Annotated in this window: 21 protein-coding genes; 13 read left to right on the top strand and 8 right to left on the bottom strand. The window is 68.9% G+C overall.

Features of this window, described 5'->3' with window-relative positions:
* Nucleotides 1-96: 96 nt before the first annotated feature.
* Together GIY23_RS17220 and GIY23_RS17215 are read left to right on the top strand one after the other, a co-directional pair.
* A complete protein-coding gene (locus GIY23_RS17220; RefSeq protein WP_154077606.1) occupies nt 97-1,065 on the top strand; it encodes a tyrosine recombinase XerC in 969 nt (322 codons plus the stop codon).
* Nucleotides 1,040-2,092 carry a FliA/WhiG family RNA polymerase sigma factor gene (locus tag GIY23_RS17215; RefSeq protein WP_154077605.1) on the top strand — a complete coding sequence of 351 codons (1,053 nt, stop codon included), beginning with the start codon at nt 1,040-1,042 and terminating at the stop codon, nt 2,090-2,092. Before GIY23_RS17220 ends, GIY23_RS17215 begins: the two co-directional genes overlap by 26 nt.
* Here GIY23_RS17215 and GIY23_RS17210 read toward each other — a convergent pair.
* Nucleotides 2,073-2,615 (bottom strand): M23 family metallopeptidase, encoded by a 543-nt coding sequence (locus tag GIY23_RS17210; RefSeq protein ID WP_228717348.1) that lies wholly within the window; start codon nt 2,613-2,615, stop codon nt 2,073-2,075. The genes GIY23_RS17215 and GIY23_RS17210 overlap by 20 nt on opposite strands.
* 484 nt (nt 2,616-3,099) lie before the next feature.
* Here GIY23_RS17210 and rpsB point away from each other — a divergent pair, with 484 nt between their 5' ends.
* The 7 genes from rpsB (at nt 3,100) to GIY23_RS17175 (ending at nt 8,900) form a co-directional block, all read left to right on the top strand.
* On the top strand, nt 3,100-3,930 hold the full coding sequence (rpsB, locus tag GIY23_RS17205) for a 30S ribosomal protein S2 (RefSeq protein WP_154077603.1): 831 nt from the start codon (nt 3,100-3,102) through the stop codon (nt 3,928-3,930).
* A 109-nt stretch (nt 3,931-4,039) separates the two neighbouring features.
* Nucleotides 4,040-4,855: a translation elongation factor Ts gene (gene tsf / locus GIY23_RS17200; protein ID WP_154077602.1), complete on the top strand. Its 816-nt coding sequence runs from the start codon at nt 4,040-4,042 to the stop codon at nt 4,853-4,855.
* Between the two features lie 352 nt (nt 4,856-5,207).
* Entirely contained in the window at nt 5,208-5,954 is a 747-nt protein-coding gene (gene pyrH, locus GIY23_RS17195) for a UMP kinase (RefSeq protein ID WP_407646878.1), read from the top strand.
* An 87-nt stretch (nt 5,955-6,041) separates the two neighbouring features.
* Entirely contained in the window at nt 6,042-6,599 is a 558-nt protein-coding gene (gene frr, locus GIY23_RS17190; RefSeq protein WP_154077601.1) for a ribosome recycling factor, read from the top strand.
* 36 nt (nt 6,600-6,635) lie between these two features.
* Nucleotides 6,636-7,481 (top strand): phosphatidate cytidylyltransferase, encoded by an 846-nt coding sequence (locus tag GIY23_RS17185; RefSeq protein WP_154077600.1) that lies wholly within the window; start codon nt 6,636-6,638, stop codon nt 7,479-7,481.
* The gene (locus GIY23_RS17180) at nt 7,481-8,239 is read left to right on the top strand and encodes a class I SAM-dependent methyltransferase (RefSeq protein WP_154078927.1); all 759 of its coding nucleotides are present in this window, start codon (nt 7,481-7,483) and stop codon (nt 8,237-8,239) included. The genes GIY23_RS17185 and GIY23_RS17180 overlap by 1 nt, the downstream gene beginning before the upstream one ends.
* A 229-nt stretch (nt 8,240-8,468) precedes the next feature.
* Nucleotides 8,469-8,900 carry a hypothetical protein gene (locus GIY23_RS17175; RefSeq protein WP_154077599.1) on the top strand — a complete coding sequence of 144 codons (432 nt, stop codon included), beginning with the start codon at nt 8,469-8,471 and terminating at the stop codon, nt 8,898-8,900.
* A gap of 4 nt (nt 8,901-8,904) precedes the next feature.
* On the opposite strand, the gene GIY23_RS17170 is transcribed toward GIY23_RS17175, so the two are convergent.
* The 4 genes from GIY23_RS17170 to GIY23_RS17155 form a co-directional block, all read right to left on the bottom strand.
* The gene (locus tag GIY23_RS17170) at nt 8,905-9,582 is read right to left on the bottom strand and encodes a metal-dependent transcriptional regulator (protein ID WP_154078926.1); all 678 of its coding nucleotides are present in this window, start codon (nt 9,580-9,582) and stop codon (nt 8,905-8,907) included.
* A gap of 94 nt (nt 9,583-9,676) precedes the next feature.
* Complete coding sequence (locus GIY23_RS17165) at nt 9,677-10,552, bottom strand: metal ABC transporter permease (protein WP_154077598.1); 876 nt, start codon at nt 10,550-10,552, stop codon at nt 9,677-9,679.
* 101 nt (nt 10,553-10,653) lie between these two features.
* Nucleotides 10,654-11,421: a metal ABC transporter ATP-binding protein gene (locus tag GIY23_RS17160; RefSeq protein WP_154077597.1), complete on the bottom strand. Its 768-nt coding sequence runs from the start codon at nt 11,419-11,421 to the stop codon at nt 10,654-10,656.
* Nucleotides 11,418-12,365, bottom strand: a complete 948-nt coding sequence (locus GIY23_RS17155) for a metal ABC transporter substrate-binding protein (RefSeq protein ID WP_154077596.1) — start codon at nt 12,363-12,365, stop codon at nt 11,418-11,420. The genes GIY23_RS17160 and GIY23_RS17155 overlap by 4 nt, the downstream gene beginning before the upstream one ends.
* A gap of 85 nt (nt 12,366-12,450) precedes the next feature.
* Here GIY23_RS17155 and rlmN point away from each other — a divergent pair, with 85 nt between their 5' ends.
* The gene (gene rlmN, locus GIY23_RS17150) at nt 12,451-13,563 is read left to right on the top strand and encodes a 23S rRNA (adenine(2503)-C(2))-methyltransferase RlmN (protein WP_154077595.1); all 1,113 of its coding nucleotides are present in this window, start codon (nt 12,451-12,453) and stop codon (nt 13,561-13,563) included.
* An 18-nt stretch (nt 13,564-13,581) separates the two neighbouring features.
* Here the strand turns inward: rlmN and GIY23_RS17145 are convergent, their stop codons facing one another.
* Entirely contained in the window at nt 13,582-14,232 is a 651-nt protein-coding gene (locus GIY23_RS17145; RefSeq protein WP_154077594.1) for a hypothetical protein, read from the bottom strand.
* A gap of 219 nt (nt 14,233-14,451) precedes the next feature.
* On the opposite strand from GIY23_RS17145, the gene GIY23_RS17140 reads away from it, so the two are divergent.
* From GIY23_RS17140 to GIY23_RS22840, 3 genes are all read left to right on the top strand, one after another.
* Nucleotides 14,452-15,765 carry a lipase family protein gene (locus tag GIY23_RS17140; RefSeq protein WP_154077593.1) on the top strand — a complete coding sequence of 438 codons (1,314 nt, stop codon included), beginning with the start codon at nt 14,452-14,454 and terminating at the stop codon, nt 15,763-15,765.
* A 54-nt stretch (nt 15,766-15,819) separates the two neighbouring features.
* Nucleotides 15,820-17,118, top strand: coding sequence for a lipase family protein (locus GIY23_RS17135; protein WP_154077592.1), 1,299 nt, complete (start codon nt 15,820-15,822; stop codon nt 17,116-17,118).
* Nucleotides 17,119-17,309: 191 nt separating this feature from the next.
* A complete protein-coding gene (locus GIY23_RS22840) occupies nt 17,310-17,570 on the top strand; it encodes an NAD(+) diphosphatase (protein ID WP_222850182.1) in 261 nt (86 codons plus the stop codon).
* Between the two features lie 41 nt (nt 17,571-17,611).
* On the opposite strand, the gene GIY23_RS17125 is transcribed toward GIY23_RS22840, so the two are convergent.
* Complete coding sequence (locus tag GIY23_RS17125) at nt 17,612-17,896, bottom strand: DUF2631 domain-containing protein (protein WP_154077591.1); 285 nt, start codon at nt 17,894-17,896, stop codon at nt 17,612-17,614.
* A 215-nt stretch (nt 17,897-18,111) separates the two neighbouring features.
* The gene (locus GIY23_RS17120; protein WP_154077590.1) at nt 18,112-18,384 is read right to left on the bottom strand and encodes a GlsB/YeaQ/YmgE family stress response membrane protein; all 273 of its coding nucleotides are present in this window, start codon (nt 18,382-18,384) and stop codon (nt 18,112-18,114) included.
* Nucleotides 18,385-18,535: the final 151 nt, after the last annotated feature.

Below are 18,535 nucleotides of genomic sequence, written 5' to 3'. Positions count from 1 at the left end.
GCCTCTCTACGAACCTCGCGCAGACGGAGGCCGCTCCGCCTGCGGCAGCAGTGAGCGGTCTTGACCTCGCCACTGCGCGAGGAGCAACGTCGGGGCATGCCCCGAACCGACCGCCCCGAACGGCCGGACCTGCGCGCCGCACGCCGCTGTCTGCCCGAGGAACTGGGCGCGGCGGTCGATCGCTTCGAGCGTCATCTGTCCGTCGAACGAGGGCTGTCGACGCACACCGTTCGTGCCTATGTCGGCGATGTGGTCTCGTTGCTCGACCACCTCCACGGGCGTCGTGGGGCGAGTTCGCTCGGCAGGCTGGACCTCGGGGTGCTTCGGGATTGGCTCGCCCGGATGCACGAGGTAGGTGCGGGACGGACAACTCTGGCCAGGCGGGCCGCCGCCGCGCGGACGTTCACAGCCTGGGCGACGCGGCACGAGTTGCTGACGGTGGACCCGGGACCGCGACTGGCGGCGCCGTCGAAACCTCGGACGCTGCCCACCGTGCTCCGTGTGGAGCAGGCGGCCTCCGTAATGAGCTGCTCGGAGTCCGCAACCGAGGAAGCCGACCCGGTGGCACTGCGCGATCACGCCGTGCTCGAGATGCTGTACGCGACCGGGCTCCGGGTCTCTGAGCTCTGCGGCCTCGACCTCGATGACATCGACGACGATCACCGGCTGGTCCGCGTCGTCGGCAAGGGTGACAAGGAACGCGCCGTGCCCTTCGGCGCGCCCGGCGCTCGGGCGCTCGGGCGCTGGCTGTCGTCCGGTCGGCCAGCGTTGCTCACCGCCCGGTCCGGGCCGGCGTTGTTCCTGGGGAAGCGGGGCGGGCGCCTCGATCCGCGTGCGGTACGCCGCGTTGTGCACGATGCGATCGGCGCCGTCGAGGGGGCCGCGGACACCGGCCCGCACGGCTTACGGCACTCGGCCGCCACCCATCTGCTCGAGGGGGGAGCCGACCTCCGTAGCGTTCAGGAGTTGCTCGGTCACGCTACGCTCGCGACGACCCAGCTCTACACCCACGTCACCGTCGAACGGCTGAAGGCGATCCATGACCGAACCCACCCCCGTACCTGACGACGCCGGGGGCGGCGCCCGTGCGGCGACCGCGAGGCCGGGCGCCCACGTGCGTCGCGGCGCTCGTACCTCGACCGACGGCCATCGGGACAGTGGTGATCAGGCGCGTGGTGACCGGGGCGGTCAGCGGACCGCTGGTGATCGGCTCAGGGGTGCCCAGGCCGCTGACGATCAGGACGCGGGCAGCGACACACCGAGCGGCCAGGCGGGGCTCGCGAGCCTCGCCGTCGAGGATGGTCAGCGGGAACCGGACCCACGCAGTGCCGACGAGGTCGAGGCGGGGATCGTCGCGCTGTGGCAGGCGTTCGGCAGCACGCGGGAGCAGGAGCTACGCGATCGACTGGTCCTGCACTACGCGCCACTGGTCAAGTACGTCGCCGGCCGGGTCGGGACGGGCCTGCCCGCGCACGTGGAGATCTCCGATCTCATCCAGTCGGGGATCTTCGGCCTGGTGGACGCGATCGAGAAGTTCGAGCCCGAACGGGGTCTGAAGTTCGAGACGTACGCGATGCAACGAATCCGTGGCGCGATCCTCGACGACCTCCGCGCGCAGGACTGGGTGCCGCGTTCGGTGCGCAGCCGCGCCAGGGACGTCGAGCGGGCGCTGGAACGACTCGAGGCGAAGCTGCAGCGCACGGCCACCGACTGCGAGCTGGCCGACGAACTCGAGATGAACCAGGAAGACCTGCGCGACCTGCTCGCGCAGCTCAACATGACCAGTGTCGTCGCCCTGGACGATCTGATCGGCGCGGGCCGGGGCACCGCGTCGCTGGCCGAGACACTGCCCGACGATCGGGCGGAGGACCCGGTGGCGGCACTGGTCGACCGGGACAGCAGACGACAGCTCGCCGAAGCCGTGGAACGGCTCAGCGACCGCGACCGCGTGGTGGTCACGCTGTACTACTTCGAGAACCTGACCCTCGCCGAGATCGGCAAGGTCCTCGGGGTGACCGAGTCCCGGGTGTGTCAGTTGCACACCCGGGCTGTGCTGCGGCTTCGGACGAAACTCACCGAACAGGCGACGTGAACGCGGCGTCGGGCGGTTCGGTCCACGGCAGCAGTCGCACCGGCGACGGCCCGACCAGGCGTAGCGGGTCGGTGTAGTCCAGTCGTCTGCGGGCGCCCCAGTGCAGGCACGCGCCCGGCTCCGGTACCGCGCACTCGGGGTGACCGCCTGTCAGCACCCCGATCGACTCGCCGCGCCGCACGAGGTCGCCCACCTCGACGGTCGCGGTGACGGGCTCGTAGGTGGTGCGCAGACCACCCGGGTGCTCGATGGAGACGACGGGACGCCCGGCGAGCGGAGCGGCGAACAGCACCAGTCCGTCACCGGCGGCGAGTACGGGTTGGCCGAGGGAGCCAGCGAGGTCGACCCCCCGATGACCCGGCCCGTAGGGCGTCGACGGCGCCTCGTACCCACGGACGACTTCGGGCCGCGGATGCAATGGCCAGTCGTACCGGGATTCGGCGCGCGTGGAGGGGCCGTGTGCGGGCGGGGCCGAGGCGGCGACCAGCGCCTGTCCGCCCAGTAGTGCCGTGACCAGCGTCATCAGGAGAACGGTCCGTCGCAGAAGGCGGTTGATCGCCCGGGTAGGCCGGGTCGGGAAACTGATCGGGGATGGCATCCGTCCACGGTGTTCGGGCCCGGTGCTGCCCGGCCAGAACACGATCGTGAATCTGTGGACAACCCGGCGAGCTGTGGACAACCGGCCGTGGTCTCGGACGGTTCCGCGGTCCAGTACACTAGGTCTGCGGTTTCGTGCGAGCACGAGCCGACTTCGCGTGCCTGCGCGTCGCCCCGACATCACCGTCCCGCAGTGTGCGGCTTCAGGTGACGTTCTCCGAGTAGCGGTGAGCCAGGATCGCTGCCGTGAGGGCGAGGGACGCGGTGCTCCCGAGGTCCGGGTCCGGTCACGGATCCCGGTGGGAGAACCGGCCAGGCACCAGGGCGGGCCCCACCCGGGCGTCCGCGAGAACCGAAACCCGCGTGTCGCTGCGGCGGCACGCCCGACACGACGAGGTGCGAAACAGGCCATGGCCGTCGTCACCATGAAGCAGCTGCTCGACAGCGGCGTGCATTTCGGGCATCAGACCCGGCGCTGGAACCCGAAGATGAAGCGCTACATCTTCACCGAGCGCAACGGCATCTACATCATCGACCTGCAGCAGACCCTGTCCTACATCGACGGGGCCTACGACTTCATCAAGCAGACCGTGGCGCACGGCGGCACGATCATGTTCGTCGGCACCAAGAAGCAGGCGCAGGAAGCGATCGCCGAGCAGGCCCAGCGCGTCGGTATGCCGTTCGTGAACCAGCGTTGGCTGGGCGGCATGCTCACCAACTTCCAGACCGTCCACCGCCGTCTGCAGCGTCTCAAGGAACTCGAGACGATGGAGCAGACCGGCGGCTTCGCGGGGCGCACCAAGAAGGAGATCTTGATGCTGACCCGCGAGAAGGACAAGCTCGAGAAGACCCTCGGTGGTATCCGCGACATGTCCAAGGTGCCCAGCGCCGTGTGGATCGTGGACACCAAGAAGGAGCACATCGCCGTCGGCGAGGCCCGCAAGCTGGGCATCCCGGTCGTGGCGATCCTGGACACCAACTGCGATCCGGACGAGGTCGACTACCCGATCCCGGGTAACGACGACGCGATCCGCTCTGCCGCGCTGTTGACCCGCGTGGTCGCCGACGGTGTCGCCGACGGCCTCATGTCGCGCGGCGGCCGGTCCAACGGTGCCGTCGAGGGCGAGGAGAAGCCGGAGGCCACCGGTGGCGAGGAGCCGCTGGCCGAGTGGGAGAAGGACCTGCTGGCCGGGTCCGACGCGGCGACGGCGCAGGCTGGCGAGCAGCCCGCGCAGTCCTGATCCGACGCCTCGCGCCCGCCACGGCGGGCGCGAGGCGGTTCACCCGACCACCGTCCCCGCGTGGGGACGGACCGACTGCGACATTCCGGACAAGGACGGACCACGCACGATGGCGAACTACACTGCGGCCGACGTCAAGCGGCTTCGCGAGCTGACCGGCGCCGGCATGATGGACTGCAAGAAGGCGCTCGAGGCCAACGACGGCGACTTCGACAAAGCCGTGGAGAACCTGCGTATCAAGGGTGCGAAGGACGTCGGCAAGCGTGCCGAGCGCTCCACAGCCGAGGGGCTCGTCGCCGCCGATTCCGGCGTGATGATCGAGCTGAACAGCGAGACCGACTTCGTCGCGAAGAACGACGAGTTCGTCGCACTCGCCAACGCGGTCGTCACGGCGGCCAAGGCCGCGGGCGCGACCGACGTCGAGAGCACGCTGGCGGCCGAGCTGGACGGTAAGACCGTCAGCGACGCCATCCACGAGCTGTCCGCCAAGATCGGCGAGAAACTGGAGCTGCGCCGGGTGGCGGCGTTCGACGGAACCGTCGCGACCTATCTGCACCGTCGTGCCGCGGGCCTGCCGCCCGCGGTCGGCGTGCTCGTGCAGTACAGCGGTGCGGACGACGAGGCCGCTCGCGGCGCGGCCATGCAGGTCGCCGCGCTCAAGCCGACCTACCTCGACCGCAGCGAGGTCCCGGAGGACATCGTCGCCAACGAGCGCCGCATCGCCGAGGAGACCGCGAAGGAAGAGGGCAAGCCGGAGCAGGCGCTGCCGAAGATCATCGAGGGTCGCCTCAACGGCTTCTACAAGGACAACTGCCTGCTCGACCAGCCGTCGGTGCAGGACAACAAGCAGACCGTGAAGGCCCGTCTCGACGCGGCCGGTGTCACGCTCACCAGCTTCACGCGTTTCGAGGTCGGCCAGGCCTGATCCTCGCGGCATGTCGGGTGGCAGGAGTCCCTGCCGCGGGCCATCCTGTTTCCGGGTCGCGGTCACACGGCCCACCGACGAGTGTCGACAGTGCGCCCCGCCTTCGCTACCGGAGGCGGGGCGCTTTCTCGGGCGGACGCGGTCCGTGCGGGAACGTGTGGGACGGTGCGCGGGCCGCCCGCACACGGGGTAGGCGACCGCATACCCGACACTGTGACGAACGGTCGTCTCGGCGACCGGGGCCCCGTCCGCGTCGATCGACGAAGCCGGAAGACCGGCATCGCGCCCCACCGGGACGCGGTAGGGCGGATGTCCGCACGGATTTCAGGAGGAACCTGTGACCCACGACGGCGTGCCGACAGCGGACGCGATCGACGGCTACAGCCGGGTGCTGCTGAAGTTGGGCGGTGAGATGTTCGGCGGCGGTGCCGTCGGGGTCGACCCGGACGTGGTCGGCGCGGTCGCCGAACAACTCGCCGATGTCGTCGCCGGCGGCGTGGAAGTCTCTGTGGTCATCGGTGGCGGAAACTTCTTCCGGGGCGCCGAACTGCAGCAACGCGGCCTGGAGCGTTCGCGCGGTGACTACATGGGCATGCTGGGCACGGTGATGAACTGCCTCGCGCTGCAGGACTTCCTCGAACGTGAGCACGACATCGAGACCCGGGTGCAGACGGCCATCGAGATGGGGCAGGTCGCCGAGCCCTACATCCCGCGGCGTGCGATCCGGCACCTGGAGAAGGGGCGGGTCGTGATCTTCGGCGCGGGAGTCGGCATGCCGTACTTCTCCACCGACACCACCGCCGCCCAGCGTGCGCTGGAGATCGGGGCCGAGGTGGTGCTCATGGCCAAGGGCGTCAACGGTGTGTACACGGCGGACCCGAAGACGACGCCGGGAGCCGAGCTGTTCCCGAGCATCACGCACCGTGAAGTCCTGGAGCGCGGCTTGAAGGTGGCCGACGCGACGGCGTTCAGCTTGTGCATGGACAACCACATGCCGATGCTCGTGTTCAACCTCTTGGAAGAGGGAAACATCGCGCGGGCGGTGCGTGGTGAACGGATCGGGACGCTGGTGAGCACCCCGGCCGCAAGCCGAGTATGAGCCTGCTGAGATCCTGATCGTGTCGTGGGTCGCTGCGCGTCGGCGGCCGTGCAATGTCCAGTGGTCGGCATCTGTGAAGGAGCAGCCGTGATCGACGAGACTCTCCTCGACGGCGAGGAGAAGATGCAGAAGGCGGTGGGCGTGGCCAAGGACGAGCTGGCCACGGTCCGCACCGGCCGCGCGAACCCGGCGATGTTCTCCAACATCGTCGTCGACTACTACGGTTCGCCGACCCCGCTCAATCAGCTCGCCAGTATCAACGTGCCGGAAGCCCGGCTGGTCGTGATCAAGCCGTACGACGCGAGCCAGCTGCAGGCCATGGAGAAGGCGATCCGGGACTCGGACCTGGGTGTGAACCCCTCCGACGACGGCAACCTGATCCGGGTGGCGATCCCGCAGATGACCGAGGAGCGGCGCAAGGAGATGGTCAAGCTCGCCAAGCAGAAGGGCGAGGAGGCCCGGATCTCCGTGCGCGGGATCCGGCGCAAGGCCAAGGAGGAGATCGACCGTCTCATCAAGGATGGAGAGGTCGGCGAGGACGACGGCATGCGCGGCGAGAAGGAGCTGGAGAACGTCACCCACCGGTACGTGAGTCAGATCGACGAGTTGGTCAAGCACAAAGAATCCGAGCTGCTCGAAGTCTGAGCGGTGACGGCCGGCAAGCTGGAAGGTGGGGCCCGGATGTCCGCTGACATGCCGGCAACCCCGGCGCGTCCGTCGAGAGCCGGCCGTGACCTGAGGGCGGCGATCGCCGTCGGCGTGGTGCTCGGTGCGGCGATCATTCTGTCGTTGCTGATCCTGCGGCACGTCTACATCGGGATCGTCGCCGCCGCGGTGGCGATCTCGACGGTGGAGCTGGCCGGGGCGTTGCATCGCGGCGCGGGAATCCGGGTGTCGCTGCTTCCGGTGCTGCTCGGCGGTCAGGCGATGCTCTGGTTGTCCTGGCCGTTCGGCGTGAACGGCCTCATGATCGTCTTCGCGGTCACGGTGTTGTCGTGCCTGGTGTGGCGGTTCGCCAGGGGCGCTGAGGGCTACTTCCGCGACGTGAGCGCCTCGGTCCTGATGACGGCGTACCTGCCGCTGTTCGCCTCGTTCGCGGCGATGCTGGTCGTCCCGGAGGACGGGGCGTTCCGGGCGATGGCGTTCATGGTCGGCGTGGTCGCCTCGGACACCGGCGGCTACACGCTCGGTGTGTTGCTCGGCAAGCATCCGATGGCGCCGAAGGTGAGCCCGAAGAAGACCTGGGAAGGGTTCGCCGGCTCGATGCTGGCTGGTGTCGCCGCCGGTGTGGCCACCGTGATGCTGCTGCTGGAAGGCCAGTGGTGGCAGGGCGCCCTGTTCGGGGCGGCCGTGGTGTGCAGCGCGACCATCGGTGACCTGATGGAGTCCCTGATGAAGCGGGACCTGGGCATCAAGGACATGGGCAATCTTCTGCCCGGACACGGCGGGCTGATGGACCGGATGGATTCACTGCTGCCGTCGGCCGTCGTGGCGTGGTTGATGCTGTCCTGGCTCGTGCCTGCGTGATGCGCCGGAGCGCGCGGACGGGGCAGGCGGTGGAGCCGACGCCGAGTCCGAACATCTGGAACTGGCCGGAGGTCTACGAACTCGAGAACCGGGCTCAGGACGCGACCGGGGTGCTCCACCGGGCCGTGGAGAGCCGCTGTGACCTCCGCGATCGGGACGTGCTCGACGTCGGCTGCGGGGACGGCTACCACCTCGCGGGTCTCGCCCGGCTCGCGTCCTCCGTTGTCGGAGTGGAACCGTACGCGCCGCTGGTCACGCGGGCGCGGCGCCGACTGAGCGGGCTGACGGGCGTCGAGCACGTCGACGTGCGTCCCGGTGCGGCGCAGGCGTTGCCTGTGGAGTCGGAGAGCATGGACGTCGTGCACGCGCGGACGGCGTACTTCTTCGGCCCTGGTTGTGAGCCCGGGCTGCGTGAGGTCGATCGGGTCCTGCGCCCCGGCGGAACGCTGCTGGTGGTTGATCTGGACACGGGGTTTTCCCCGTACGGGGACTGGATGCGTGCGGACGTGCCTGCGCTGGACCCGGCTCGCATCGAAGACTTCTTCGCCCAGCACGGGTTCGACAGCGCGAGCGTGGTGGCCGAGTGGCGGTTCGACGATCGGGCGAGCCTGCAGCGGGTACTGGGCATCGAGTTCTCGGCCGCTGTCGCGGCTCGGGCTGCGCGCAGCGTGGCGGGGACGAGCCTGCACGTGGGCTATCGAGTGCGGACGCGACAGAAGCCGCACGGACTCCTCACGAATGTCACGGAACGTAGCTGACTGTGGCCTTCCGTGTCCGCTGTTCACCGGTGGGCGGTGCATCACGAGACCCCGCGAGAGTGGCGTGACCCTGCGACGCGCCCGTCAGTGAGGGAACAGCCCGAATGACGCCTTGTTCTCGAAGTCGGGACGTGATCGACTGATATCGGTTCTCGGGCGGCCGGTGTTACGCACCGGGAACGTCGATTCCGGTACGGGCATCGGCAGTGTCGAGGCGGCAGGAGCGAGCATGGCCATCCGCGCGGGTGAACCGATCACCGCCGGGCTCAGCCAGGTCGCGCAGATGGACCGCCGCGAGCGTGCCCGGCTGGTACGTCAGCTGTGCCACCAGTACCCGGCGTTCCGTTCCCTGCTCACGCAGGTGAGTGTTGCCCGCGGCGTCGCCTTCGGTTCCGGCCTCGCACTGGCGGTCGCGGTGATGTTGCTCGTACAGGGCGCCTCCGTGGTGTGGGTGTCCGTTCTCGTCTTCGGCGGACTCGTCGGGTTCGCGGCCGTGGCGGTCCTGCTCACCGACAACCGTTTCGACCTGTTGCTTGCGGTGCTCGGGGCACACCGGACCGACGAGTTGCACCGCAACCTGGTCACGCACGCGATCTATGGCGAGACGCCCACGTCTGCGCAGCCGGGAGTGGACGACGCGGCGGATCGCCGGGCGTCCTGACTCGTCACCCGCGCACGCTCACCGACAGCGCTTCGGTGATCTCGGCGCCGAGGAAGTGGGTCGTCGGCCGGGACGGATCGCCGACCCGGACGACCAGCGGCCCGCCGAACGGCTTGCGTTCCACGATCTCGATCCTGGTTCCGAGAGTGATGTCGTGATCGGTGAGGTACCGCAGCAGTTCCGGATCGGTGTCCCACACGCGCGCGATCGTGCCGATCGTGCCCGGTTCCAGCTGGTTGAGCAGCGTCGTCCGCGGCTTTTCCACGCTGCCGTCGGCGGCGGGGATGGGGTCGCCGTGCGGGTCGTGCGTCGGGTGGCCGAGTTTCGCGGCGATGTGGGCGATCAGCTCGTCCGAGACGGCGTGTTCGAGCGAGTCCGCCTCGATGTGCACCTCGTCCCAGGTGTAGGCCAGCTCTTCGACCAGGAACAGCTCGATGAGCCGGTGCCTGCGCAGCACGCTGTGGGCCAGGCCGCGCCCCTCCGGGGTGAGTTCCACACTGCGGTAGCGGACGTGGGTGACCAGCCCCAACTGATCCAGCTTGTTGATCATGCCGGACACCGAGGACGGGCTGAGTCCGAGCCGCTGGGTCAGCGTCGCGTTCGTGACCGCGACGCCCCGTTCCGTCAGCCCGTAGATCGTGCGGACGTAGTCCTCCACGGAGGGGGACGGCCGCTCGGACATCTTTTCCATGACCTCAACGATAGGAGACCTCGAGCCCGCGCCGGGCTCCGGACCGGACGCTGCGCGACGCACCCCGGTGGCGAGCCGGCTCCAGTCACGAGGCCGCTGCAGCAGCACGTCGACGACGAGTTCGCAGCGCCGTGGCGACGATGCCCTGCTGCGGGGCCGCCAGATACACCACGAGGAACAGGATCGCCTGGCACAACACGATCGTTCCTCCGGTCGCCGTGTCCAGGTGAAAACTCGCGTACGTGCCCGCCAACGCGCCGAGGGTCGAGAACAGGGCCGAGACCACGAGCATCCGCCCGAAACGACGCGTGACCAACAACGCCGTGGCCCCCGGCGTGATGAGCATGGCCGTCACCAGGATCACGCCGACCGCCTGCAGCGCCACGACCACCGTCAAGGCGAGCATCGTGAGCAGCAACGCCCCGATCCGGCGTGGATTCAGCCCGATCGCGTGCGCGTGGGTCGGGTCGAACGCGTAGAGCGTGAGATCACGGCGCTTGTACAACGCCACCCCGAGTGTGAGGGCGCCGATGACGAGAACCTGCAGGATGTCCGAATCCGACACGCCGAGGACGTTGCCGAACAGGATGTGCTGCAGGTCGATCTCGCTCGGGATCCGCGACACCAGCACCACTCCCAGCGCGAACAGCCCCGTGAAGACCACGCCGATCGCCGCGTCGCCCTTGATCCGGGTGGTGTTGCGGATCGCTCCGATCATCGCGACCGCCAGCGCGCCGAAGACGAAGGCGCCCGCCGAGAACGGGATGGCCAGCACGTACGCGAGGACCACGCCCGGAAGCACCGCGTGACTCACCGCGTCGCCGAGCAGGGACCACCCGATGAGGGTGACCCAGCACGAGAGGACGGAGCACACCAGGGCGGCGGTCAGGCTGATGAGCAGTGCGCGCTGCATGAACCCGAACTGCAGCGGTTCGAGGAGCCAGTAAAGGATCTCGGCCATGTCAGGTGCCTTCTCAGGTGGTTGCCGTCTGCCGGTACCGGAGGGGCGAACGGCACTGTCGCCTCGTCATGTGGGGCGAAGGTGCCGTTCGCTCCGGGCGGTCACGGTTCTGTCGTTTCCAGGCCGAAGGTCTTGGCCAGGGTGTCCGGGGTGAGCACTTCGTCCGGGCGGCCGTGGGCGACGACTCGTTGCTGGAGCAGGACCGCCTCGTCGCAGAGGTCGCCGACGCCTGCGAGGTCGTGGGTGGAGACGACGACGGTGCGGCCTTCGTCACGTAGTTCACGCAGCAGGCCCCGGATCATCGACTCGGATCGCGTGTCGACACCGGCGAACGGCTCGTCCAGGAACACCAACTCCGCCTCCTGCGCGAGGCCGCGGGCGACGAACGCGCGTTTGCGCTGTCCGCCGGAGAGAGCGCCGATCGGGTTCGCGTGCAGCTCGGCGAGACCCACCCGGTCCAACGCCGCGCGCACAGCCGAACGGTCGACGGCCCGTGGGCGCCTGCCGCCGCGCAGTCGCCCGTAGCGGCCCATCATGACCACGTCCGCCACGGCCACCGGGAACGCCCAGTCCACGGCCTCCGCCTGCGGGACGTAGGCGACGAGGCCGTCCTTGCGGGCTTGCTTCGAGCGTCGGCCGAGCAGCGAGATCGTGCCCCGGTCCGGCGTGACCAGGCCCATGAGCGACTTGAACAACGTGGACTTCCCTGACCCGTTCATGCCGAGCAGTCCACAGATCGTTCCGGCGTCGATGTCGACCGTCACGTCGTCGAGCGCGAGCGTGTCGCCATAGGTGACGCGCACGCCGCGGGCGCTCACTCCGGTCCCGTGTCCGGAACCGGACTCGTCACTCGTGCGAGGCAGGGTCATCGGTTCGTTCCCCCGAGTCCGTCGAGGATGGTGCGGGTGTCGTGACGCAGCAGGTCCAGATAGGTCGGCACCGGGCCGTCCGGGGCGGACAACGAGTCCACGTACAGCGTCCCGGCGAACCGGGCGTCGGCTTCTTCCGCGACCTGGTGCTGTGCCTGCGGATTCACCGTCGATTCGCAGAACACGGCCGGTACGTCGTTGTCCCTGACGAATGCGGTGGTGTTCTTCACCTGCTGTGGCGTGCCCTCCTGGTCGCTGTTCACCGGCCACAGGTACGCCTCGCGGAGCCCGGCGTCGCGTGCCAGGTAGCTGAACGCTCCCTCGCAGGTGACCAGTGCGCGATGGGGCTCGGGTACGGCACGCAGTTCGGCCGCGAGCGTGCGTTCGATCGCGTCGAGCTCGGCGAGGTATGCGTTCGCATTGGCGTGAAACTCCGCCGCATGGGCGGGCTCCAGCTCGACGAGGGCATCGCGGATGTTGGCGACGTAGATCTTCGCGTTCGCAGGCGACATCCAGGCGTGCGGATTGACGGCACGGCCGTCGGAAGTGTCACGGTCGCCGATGGAGATCGGTTCGACCCCGTCGGTGAGGGTGACGTGTGGCGACTCGGTCTGGTCGAGGAACCGCTCGAACCACCGTTCCAACCCGAAGCCGTTGTCGAGCACCAGGTCGGCACGCGCCCCGCGCATCAGGTCGCTGGGAGTCGGCTGGTACTCGTGGATCTCCGAGCCGGGTTTCGTGATCGACTCCACGGACACGGTGTCGCCCGCCACGGCCCGGGTCATGTCGGCCAGCACCGTGAAGGTGGTGACGACGTGCTTGCGCGGGTCGTTCGGGGCGCCGACCCCTGTCGCACACGAACTCACCAGCGCGGAGACGATCACACACAGGATCGCCGCGCCCACACCGTGTTTTCGCCTGGACGTGACGACGAGTTTCGGCATGACGAAAACTCTACTGAGTGGGTATGCGGACTACCAAGCCCCTCCGCCGTTCCGATGCGCGGCGACGTGGGAGAATAGCGGCGCTATGTCTGCGACCTCGCTTCCGCTCGTCTTCGACGCCCCCCGCAAGGGCATGCCCTCGCGTCATCTCGCCGACCTCTCGGCACAGGAGCGCGCGGACGCGGTCAGCGAGCTGGGAGAGAAGCCGTTCCGAGCCAAGCAGCTGGCCCATCAGTATTTCGGCAAGCTCAACGCCGACGTCGACTCGATGACCGACATCCCGGCCGCGAGTCGCGAGCGGCTCGGCAAGGAGCTGTTCCCCACGCTGCTCACGTCCGTGCGCGGCCTCGACACCGACGAGGGCACGACACGGAAGACGCTCTGGAAGGCCCACGACGGGACGATGCTGGAGAGCGTCCTCATGCGGTACCCGGACCGGGCGACCGTGTGCATCTCCAGCCAGGCGGGCTGCGGAATGGCGTGCCCGTTCTGCGCGACCGGCCAGGGTGGTCTGCAGCGCAACCTCTCGACAGCGGAGATCGTCGACCAGGTGCGTTCGGCCGCCGCGATGATGCGGGACGGCGACGTGCCCGGCGGCCCCGGACGGTTGTCCAACGTCGTGTTCATGGGGATGGGCGAGCCGTTGGCGAATTACCGCCGCGTGATCGACGCCGTCCACCGGATCTGCGACCCGCCCCCGGACGGCCTCGGTCTCTCGCAGCGTTCGGTCACGGTCTCGACCGTCGGCCTGGCACCCGCGATCAGGAAGATGACCGCCGAGGACCTGCACGTCACCCTCGCGGTGTCGCTGCACACGCCGGACGACGAACTTCGCGACACCCTGGTTCCGGTGAACAACCGCTGGAAGGTCGCCGAGGTGCTGGACGCCGCGCGTGGCTACGCGGACAACACCGGCCGCCGGGTCTCCATCGAGTACGCACTCATCCGCGACGTCAACGATCACCCGTGGCGGGCGGATCTGCTCGGCAAGCTCCTGCATCGCCACCTGGGCCAGTTCGCGCACGTCAACCTGATCCCGCTGAACCCGACCCCGGGCAGCAAGTGGGACGCGAGCCCGAAGCCGGTGGAACGGGAGTTCGTCCGTCGCGTCCGCGACGCGGGCGTTCCCTGCACCGTCCGGGACACCCGTGGTCAGGAGATCGCCGCCGCGTGCGGCCAGCTCGCCGCCGAAAGCTGAGCTCCGGCGCTTCAGTCCTCACGTCCGGGGTTCGCCGTACCAGCGCCAGGTGGTCAGCTGCGGGCGCCCGGGTAGTTCGGTGCGTCCGGTGGCCCACAGCAGGGCTGGCCACGGATCCGCGGTCTCCGGTGCGTCCGGGAACAGTCGGGCGAGTGCTCGCGCACACAGGTCGGCAGGTGGGTCCCAGGTGAGTCCGAGTCCTGCTGCAAGGTCGTGGGTGTGCACGAGGGTCTCGACGATCCCCATCGCGGCGAATCCTTCGGGATCCGAGGCTCCGAAGACGTGGTGGGCGAGAGTGTGCGGGTGAGTCGTGCGGACCATCGCGGCCAACAGCGCTCCGCTGGCTTCCAACACCTGCAACAAGCCGACCGGGCCGGCTTCACGGTTCGCGTGAATGGTGTTTGCGGGTCCGCCCGGGCGTCGGCTCTCGGCCACGAAGGCCAGTTCGCTGTCCAAAGGCGGTTGTGGGGGACCCAGTTTCGCGGCGTAGGCGAAGAGGTCGTCGCTGAGGTGCTCGACGGTCTCCCAGCAGTCCCACTCCAGTGAGCCGGCCTTGGTGGTCCATGCGTCGGCGGGCGCCTTCTGCAGAACTGCCACAGCGAGCCGCACGGCACGGTCGAGGTCATCGGCGGTCATCGGCGCCGGGAGCGAGTTGATCTCGGCTGGCATGGCAGGAACGTACCGCGCCCGATGAATCGCGCGCGCCCCAATTTTCGGTGACCTCACGTGGTGGTGCGAGTACGAACAGTGGATATTCGGTTACGAACCGGTTGCGAAGTTACTTCCGGGTAGCCTATGTGATTGCGGGCACGATGTGCATCGAGTCACCGTGAGACCTCGGAACCTACCGCATCGTAGGTAAACACCGTTCGCCTTGAGGAGAGCCCCGTGCAGACTGGCCCGTTCCGTCGCGTCGGCGTGACGCTGTTGACCGCCGCCATCGGCGCGTCGTTCACCGTCGCGACGGCATCCGCCGCGCCCGCCTTGGAACGGCCTCCGTTCTACGAGCCTCCGGCGGAGCTGCCTGCCGAGAACGGCGACATCGTGCGGTCCGAGCCCTCGGAGTACTTCCTCGACCCGCTGAAGACCGTTCCGGTCGACGCGAACGTCCAGCGGATGATGTACAAGTCCTCGGGACGTGGCGGTGAGCCGATCGCGGTGACCGGAACGGTGATCACTCCGAACGGTGAGTGGACCGGTGACGGGGAACGCCCGGTCGTCGGCTTCTCGGCGGGCACCCAGGGAATGGCCGACCGCTGCGCCCCGTCGCGGCAGCTTGCCAACGGCACCGAGTACGAGGGCTTCTTCATCAAGGCCATGCTCTCCAAGGGCTACGCGGTCGCCCTGACCGACTACGAAGGTCTCGGCACTCCGGGTGTGCACACCTACGTCAATCGCGAGGTCACCGGCAACGCCGTGCTCGACTCGGTGCGTGCGGCGCAGAACCTGCCCGAGTCCACCCTGCCGGACAACGGTCCCGTGGTGCTCTACGGCTACTCCCAAGGCGGCGGCGGAGTCTCCTCGGCGGCGGAGCTGGCCCCGGCCTACGCGCCGGAACTCGATCTCAGAGGCGTCGCGGGCGGTGCCGTGCCCGCCGAACTCGGCGGGGTCGCCGAGAACCTCGACGGCGGCCTCTACGCGGCGTTCCTCGGCTACGCGCTGTCGGGGCTGGCGTCGGGTTACGACCTCGACCTCGAACCGGTCCTCAACGAGGAGGGCGAGCAGTACCGGCAGGAAATCGAAGACTCCTGCTTGCTCGACGCGGTGCCGAACTTCGCGTTCACCCGCTCAGCGGACCTGACCGAGGACGGCAGGCCGCTCACCGACTCCCTCGACGAAGCGCCGTTCAAGGACGCCGTGGCTGAGCAGCGGATCGGGAACGGTAAGCCGGAGGTCCCGGTGCTGCTCACCCAGAGCCTGCTGGACGACGTGATCCCGTTCGAGCAGACCAAGACGCTGGCCGCGGACTGGTGTGCTCAAGGCGCCGACGTGCAGTTCGCGCCCAACCTCGCCCCGACCCACGTCGGCGGAGCGGTCGCGAACTTCCCCCGGGCGTTCCAGTGGATCGACGATCGCCTCGCAGGCGAGGAAACCTCGCCCAACTGCGGAAACATCGACCAGGCGCCTGCGGATCCGGCCGTTCCCTACGACGAGCAGGCACCGCTCCTGCCGCAGCTGACCGACCGGATCCTCAAGCCGTGATCACCTCCCGGGCCGGTCACCAGATGGCCGGCCCGGGCTCGCCCGGAGGCACTGATGCGCGTTTCGCCGCCCCGCCGCGTGGGGATCACCTTGCTGGCCGTAGCGATAGGGGCGGTGTTCGCCACCGGCGCCCCTTCGGGCGCGTCGGCCGCAGAGCGGCCGCCGTTCTACGAACCACCCGCTGAACTGCCCGTCGCCGACGGTGACGTCGTTCGTGCCGAGCCTTCGGAGTTCTTCCTCGATCCCCTCAAGACGGTCGAAGTCGACGCGAACGTGCAGCGCGTGATGTACAAGTCGACCGACCGCACGGGTGCGCCGATCGCCGTGACCGGCACCGTGATCACGCCGCACGGTGAGTGGACCGGTGCCGGGGAACGTCCTGTCGTCGGCTTGGCGCCCGGAACCCAAGGCCTCGCCGACCGCTGCGCCCCCTCGATCCGCCTGGCAGCAGGCACCGAGTACGAAGGCGTCACGATCCGGGCCCTGCTGGCCAAGGGATACACGGTCGCGATCACCGACTACGACGGCCTCGGCACCCCGGATGTGCACACCTACGTCAACCGGGAAGTCACCGGCAACGCCGTACTCGACATGGTCCGCGCGGCGCAGCGTCTTCCGGAGGCGGGCGTGCCCGACGACGGGCCGGTGGGGCTCTACGGCTACTCCCAGGGAGGGGGTGCGACGGCCGCCGCAGCCGAGCTCGCCGCGACCTACGCCCCGGAGCTCGACATCGAAGGAGTGGTCGCCGGGGCCGTGCCCGCCGAGCTCGGGAACGTGGCCCACCACCTCGACGGCGGACCGTACGCCGGACTGCTCGGCTTCGCCGTCGTCGGCCTCGCCGAGGGCTACGACCTCGACCTCGATCGGTATCTCAACGACGAGGGCCGTCAGTACGCGGCGGAACTGAAAGACGGTTGCGTCGAGGACGCCGTCGGGTATCCGTTCGTGCAGTCGGAGTCCGTGACCGCCGACGGACGGCCGATCACCGACTATCTGGACGAAGCGCCGTTCCGCGACATCGTCGCCGAGCAGCGCATCGGCAACCGCACGCCCGAGACGCCGGTGCTGCTCACGCACAGCAAACTCGACGACATCATTCCGTTCGACCAGGGCGAAACCCTTGCCGCGGACTGGTGTGCCCGCGGAGCGGACGTCCAGTTCGCGCCCAATCTCGGTCCGACCCACGTCGGCGGTCTCGTCGCCGCGTTCCCGCGCAGCGTCAACTGGCTACAGGACCGTTTCGCGGGAGCGGGGAGCACCCCGAACTGCGGGGAACCGGCACCGGTCGACCCGGCCATCCCCTACGACGAGAACCGGCCGCTGCTGGAACAGTTCCCGGTGCAGCCGAGCTGAGGTTCGCCGAGGACGCTGCGCCGCCCGCGATGACGGGTGGTGCAGCGTTTCGCGCTCGGTCGCGGACGGGTGAGTTTCACCACCGCAGCAGGCTGGAGGGTGCTCGGATTGATCTGCGTTGGTGGCTCTGCGGCGGAACTCACCTCGCCGCTGGCTGCGGGATCGTCGACATCAGCGTTCTGGGGGCTCTCGTGAGCACACTGCCGTACACCGGAGGTCGGCGTGGTGCTCGGTCGGTCACGTATGTGGCCTCACAAGGCTGGCCGTTCCCCTCGGGCCTCATGCTCGGCTTTCACGCGCGTGCGGCGAGCCGCGATGTCACCGTCGACGGCGAGGAGATCGTCGAGGCCCGATGGGTGGGCTACGACGAGTTCGCTGCGCGAGCAGAGCGATTCCGGCCGGACTCCATCGAGACCCACCTGGCCGCGATGTGGCTCAGCGGGCACCGTTGAACACGGGGCCGATCCCAGTTGCAGCGCGTGCCGTGCGCGGCTCAGCGCCGCCAGGCGGTGCGGCGCCTGCGCACGTCGTGCACCAGGCCGATGGCCAGCGCGAGTGCGATGCCGATCAACCACATGTCCGCGGTCTTGAAGCCGTCACCGCCACTGAGAATCCCCTGGTGGTTGCCGTAGAGCATGATCAGGCAGGCGAACACGGAGAACCAGCCTGCGGCCTGCGTGGCCTTCGGGAAGCCACCGTGCCAGCCCCACTCCGCCGACGGCTCGTCGTGCGGATCGACGGCCGTGCTCGGCTTGGTCTCCAGTTCCGTGTTCGCCACGGTTCCTCCTCTGCACTGCCCGCGCGTGGGCACCGACACGCTCCTGCGCGGTCCGGCGGTGCGGATCGCGCAGGGTCATCTTTGCACATTCGCGCCGTCCGCCCGCGCAGGAGGACGGGAGAACCGGAGTACGGCAGGAGAACAAGGCCGAGCGCCCGTGTGCGCCCGGCCTTGCGTGCGACTCCCGGGTGGTCTGGGGCTCCCGAGCAGCCCCTTCAGCCCTTGACGGCCTTGGTGCGGCCGACCACCAAGCGGTAGATGCCGAGCACGATCACCGAGCCCGCGATCGCCAGCAGCCAGGTGGTGATGGACCAGAACTGTTCGATCCCCACCCCGAAGATCCAGCTGCCCAGCAGACCGCCGATGAACGCACCCACCACGCCCAGCAGCAGCGTGACGAAGATCCCACCCGGGTCCTTACCCGGCATGATGAGCTTGGCGAGTGCACCAGCGATGAGCCCGAGCACGATCCAACCGATGAAACCCATGGCGCGCCCCTTCCTGGCGTGGCCGCCCCGCCCGGGGACACGCCGTGACGGCGTCCCGGCGGGCGACGGTGACACTGCTGATCGTGACGCCGAAACGGGGCGCGCGCACTGCGAGCGCCGGGACCTCACTCACTTCGGGGACAATGGCGGC

The organism is Allosaccharopolyspora coralli, assembly GCF_009664835.1.
Taxonomy (GTDB): Bacteria; Actinomycetota; Actinomycetes; order Mycobacteriales; family Pseudonocardiaceae; genus Allosaccharopolyspora; species Allosaccharopolyspora coralli.
The sequence above is the reverse complement of the archived record's forward strand: the minus strand, read 5'-3'. Positions and strand labels throughout refer to the sequence as shown.

Coding starts and splice junctions, on each gene's coding strand:
- GIY23_RS17220 (WP_154077606.1), top strand. CDS start 97: ATGCCCCGAACCGACCGCCCCGAACGGCCGGACCTGCGCGCCGCACGC.
- GIY23_RS17215 (WP_154077605.1), top strand. CDS start 1,040: ATGACCGAACCCACCCCCGTACCTGACGACGCCGGGGGCGGCGCCCGT.
- GIY23_RS17210 (WP_228717348.1), bottom strand. CDS start 2,615: ATGACGCTGGTCACGGCACTACTGGGCGGACAGGCGCTGGTCGCCGCC.
- rpsB (WP_154077603.1), top strand. CDS start 3,100: ATGGCCGTCGTCACCATGAAGCAGCTGCTCGACAGCGGCGTGCATTTC.
- tsf (WP_154077602.1), top strand. CDS start 4,040: ATGGCGAACTACACTGCGGCCGACGTCAAGCGGCTTCGCGAGCTGACC.
- GIY23_RS17185 (WP_154077600.1), top strand. CDS start 6,636: ATGTCCGCTGACATGCCGGCAACCCCGGCGCGTCCGTCGAGAGCCGGC.
- GIY23_RS17180 (WP_154078927.1), top strand. CDS start 7,481: ATGCGCCGGAGCGCGCGGACGGGGCAGGCGGTGGAGCCGACGCCGAGT.
- GIY23_RS17175 (WP_154077599.1), top strand. CDS start 8,469: ATGGCCATCCGCGCGGGTGAACCGATCACCGCCGGGCTCAGCCAGGTC.
- GIY23_RS17170 (WP_154078926.1), bottom strand. CDS start 9,582: ATGTCCGAGCGGCCGTCCCCCTCCGTGGAGGACTACGTCCGCACGATC.
- GIY23_RS17165 (WP_154077598.1), bottom strand. CDS start 10,552: ATGGCCGAGATCCTTTACTGGCTCCTCGAACCGCTGCAGTTCGGGTTC.
- GIY23_RS17160 (WP_154077597.1), bottom strand. CDS start 11,421: ATGACCCTGCCTCGCACGAGTGACGAGTCCGGTTCCGGACACGGGACC.
- GIY23_RS17155 (WP_154077596.1), bottom strand. CDS start 12,365: ATGCCGAAACTCGTCGTCACGTCCAGGCGAAAACACGGTGTGGGCGCG.
- rlmN (WP_154077595.1), top strand. CDS start 12,451: ATGTCTGCGACCTCGCTTCCGCTCGTCTTCGACGCCCCCCGCAAGGGC.
- GIY23_RS17145 (WP_154077594.1), bottom strand. CDS start 14,232: ATGCCAGCCGAGATCAACTCGCTCCCGGCGCCGATGACCGCCGATGAC.
- GIY23_RS17135 (WP_154077592.1), top strand. CDS start 15,820: ATGCGCGTTTCGCCGCCCCGCCGCGTGGGGATCACCTTGCTGGCCGTA.
- GIY23_RS17120 (WP_154077590.1), bottom strand. CDS start 18,384: ATGGGTTTCATCGGTTGGATCGTGCTCGGGCTCATCGCTGGTGCACTC.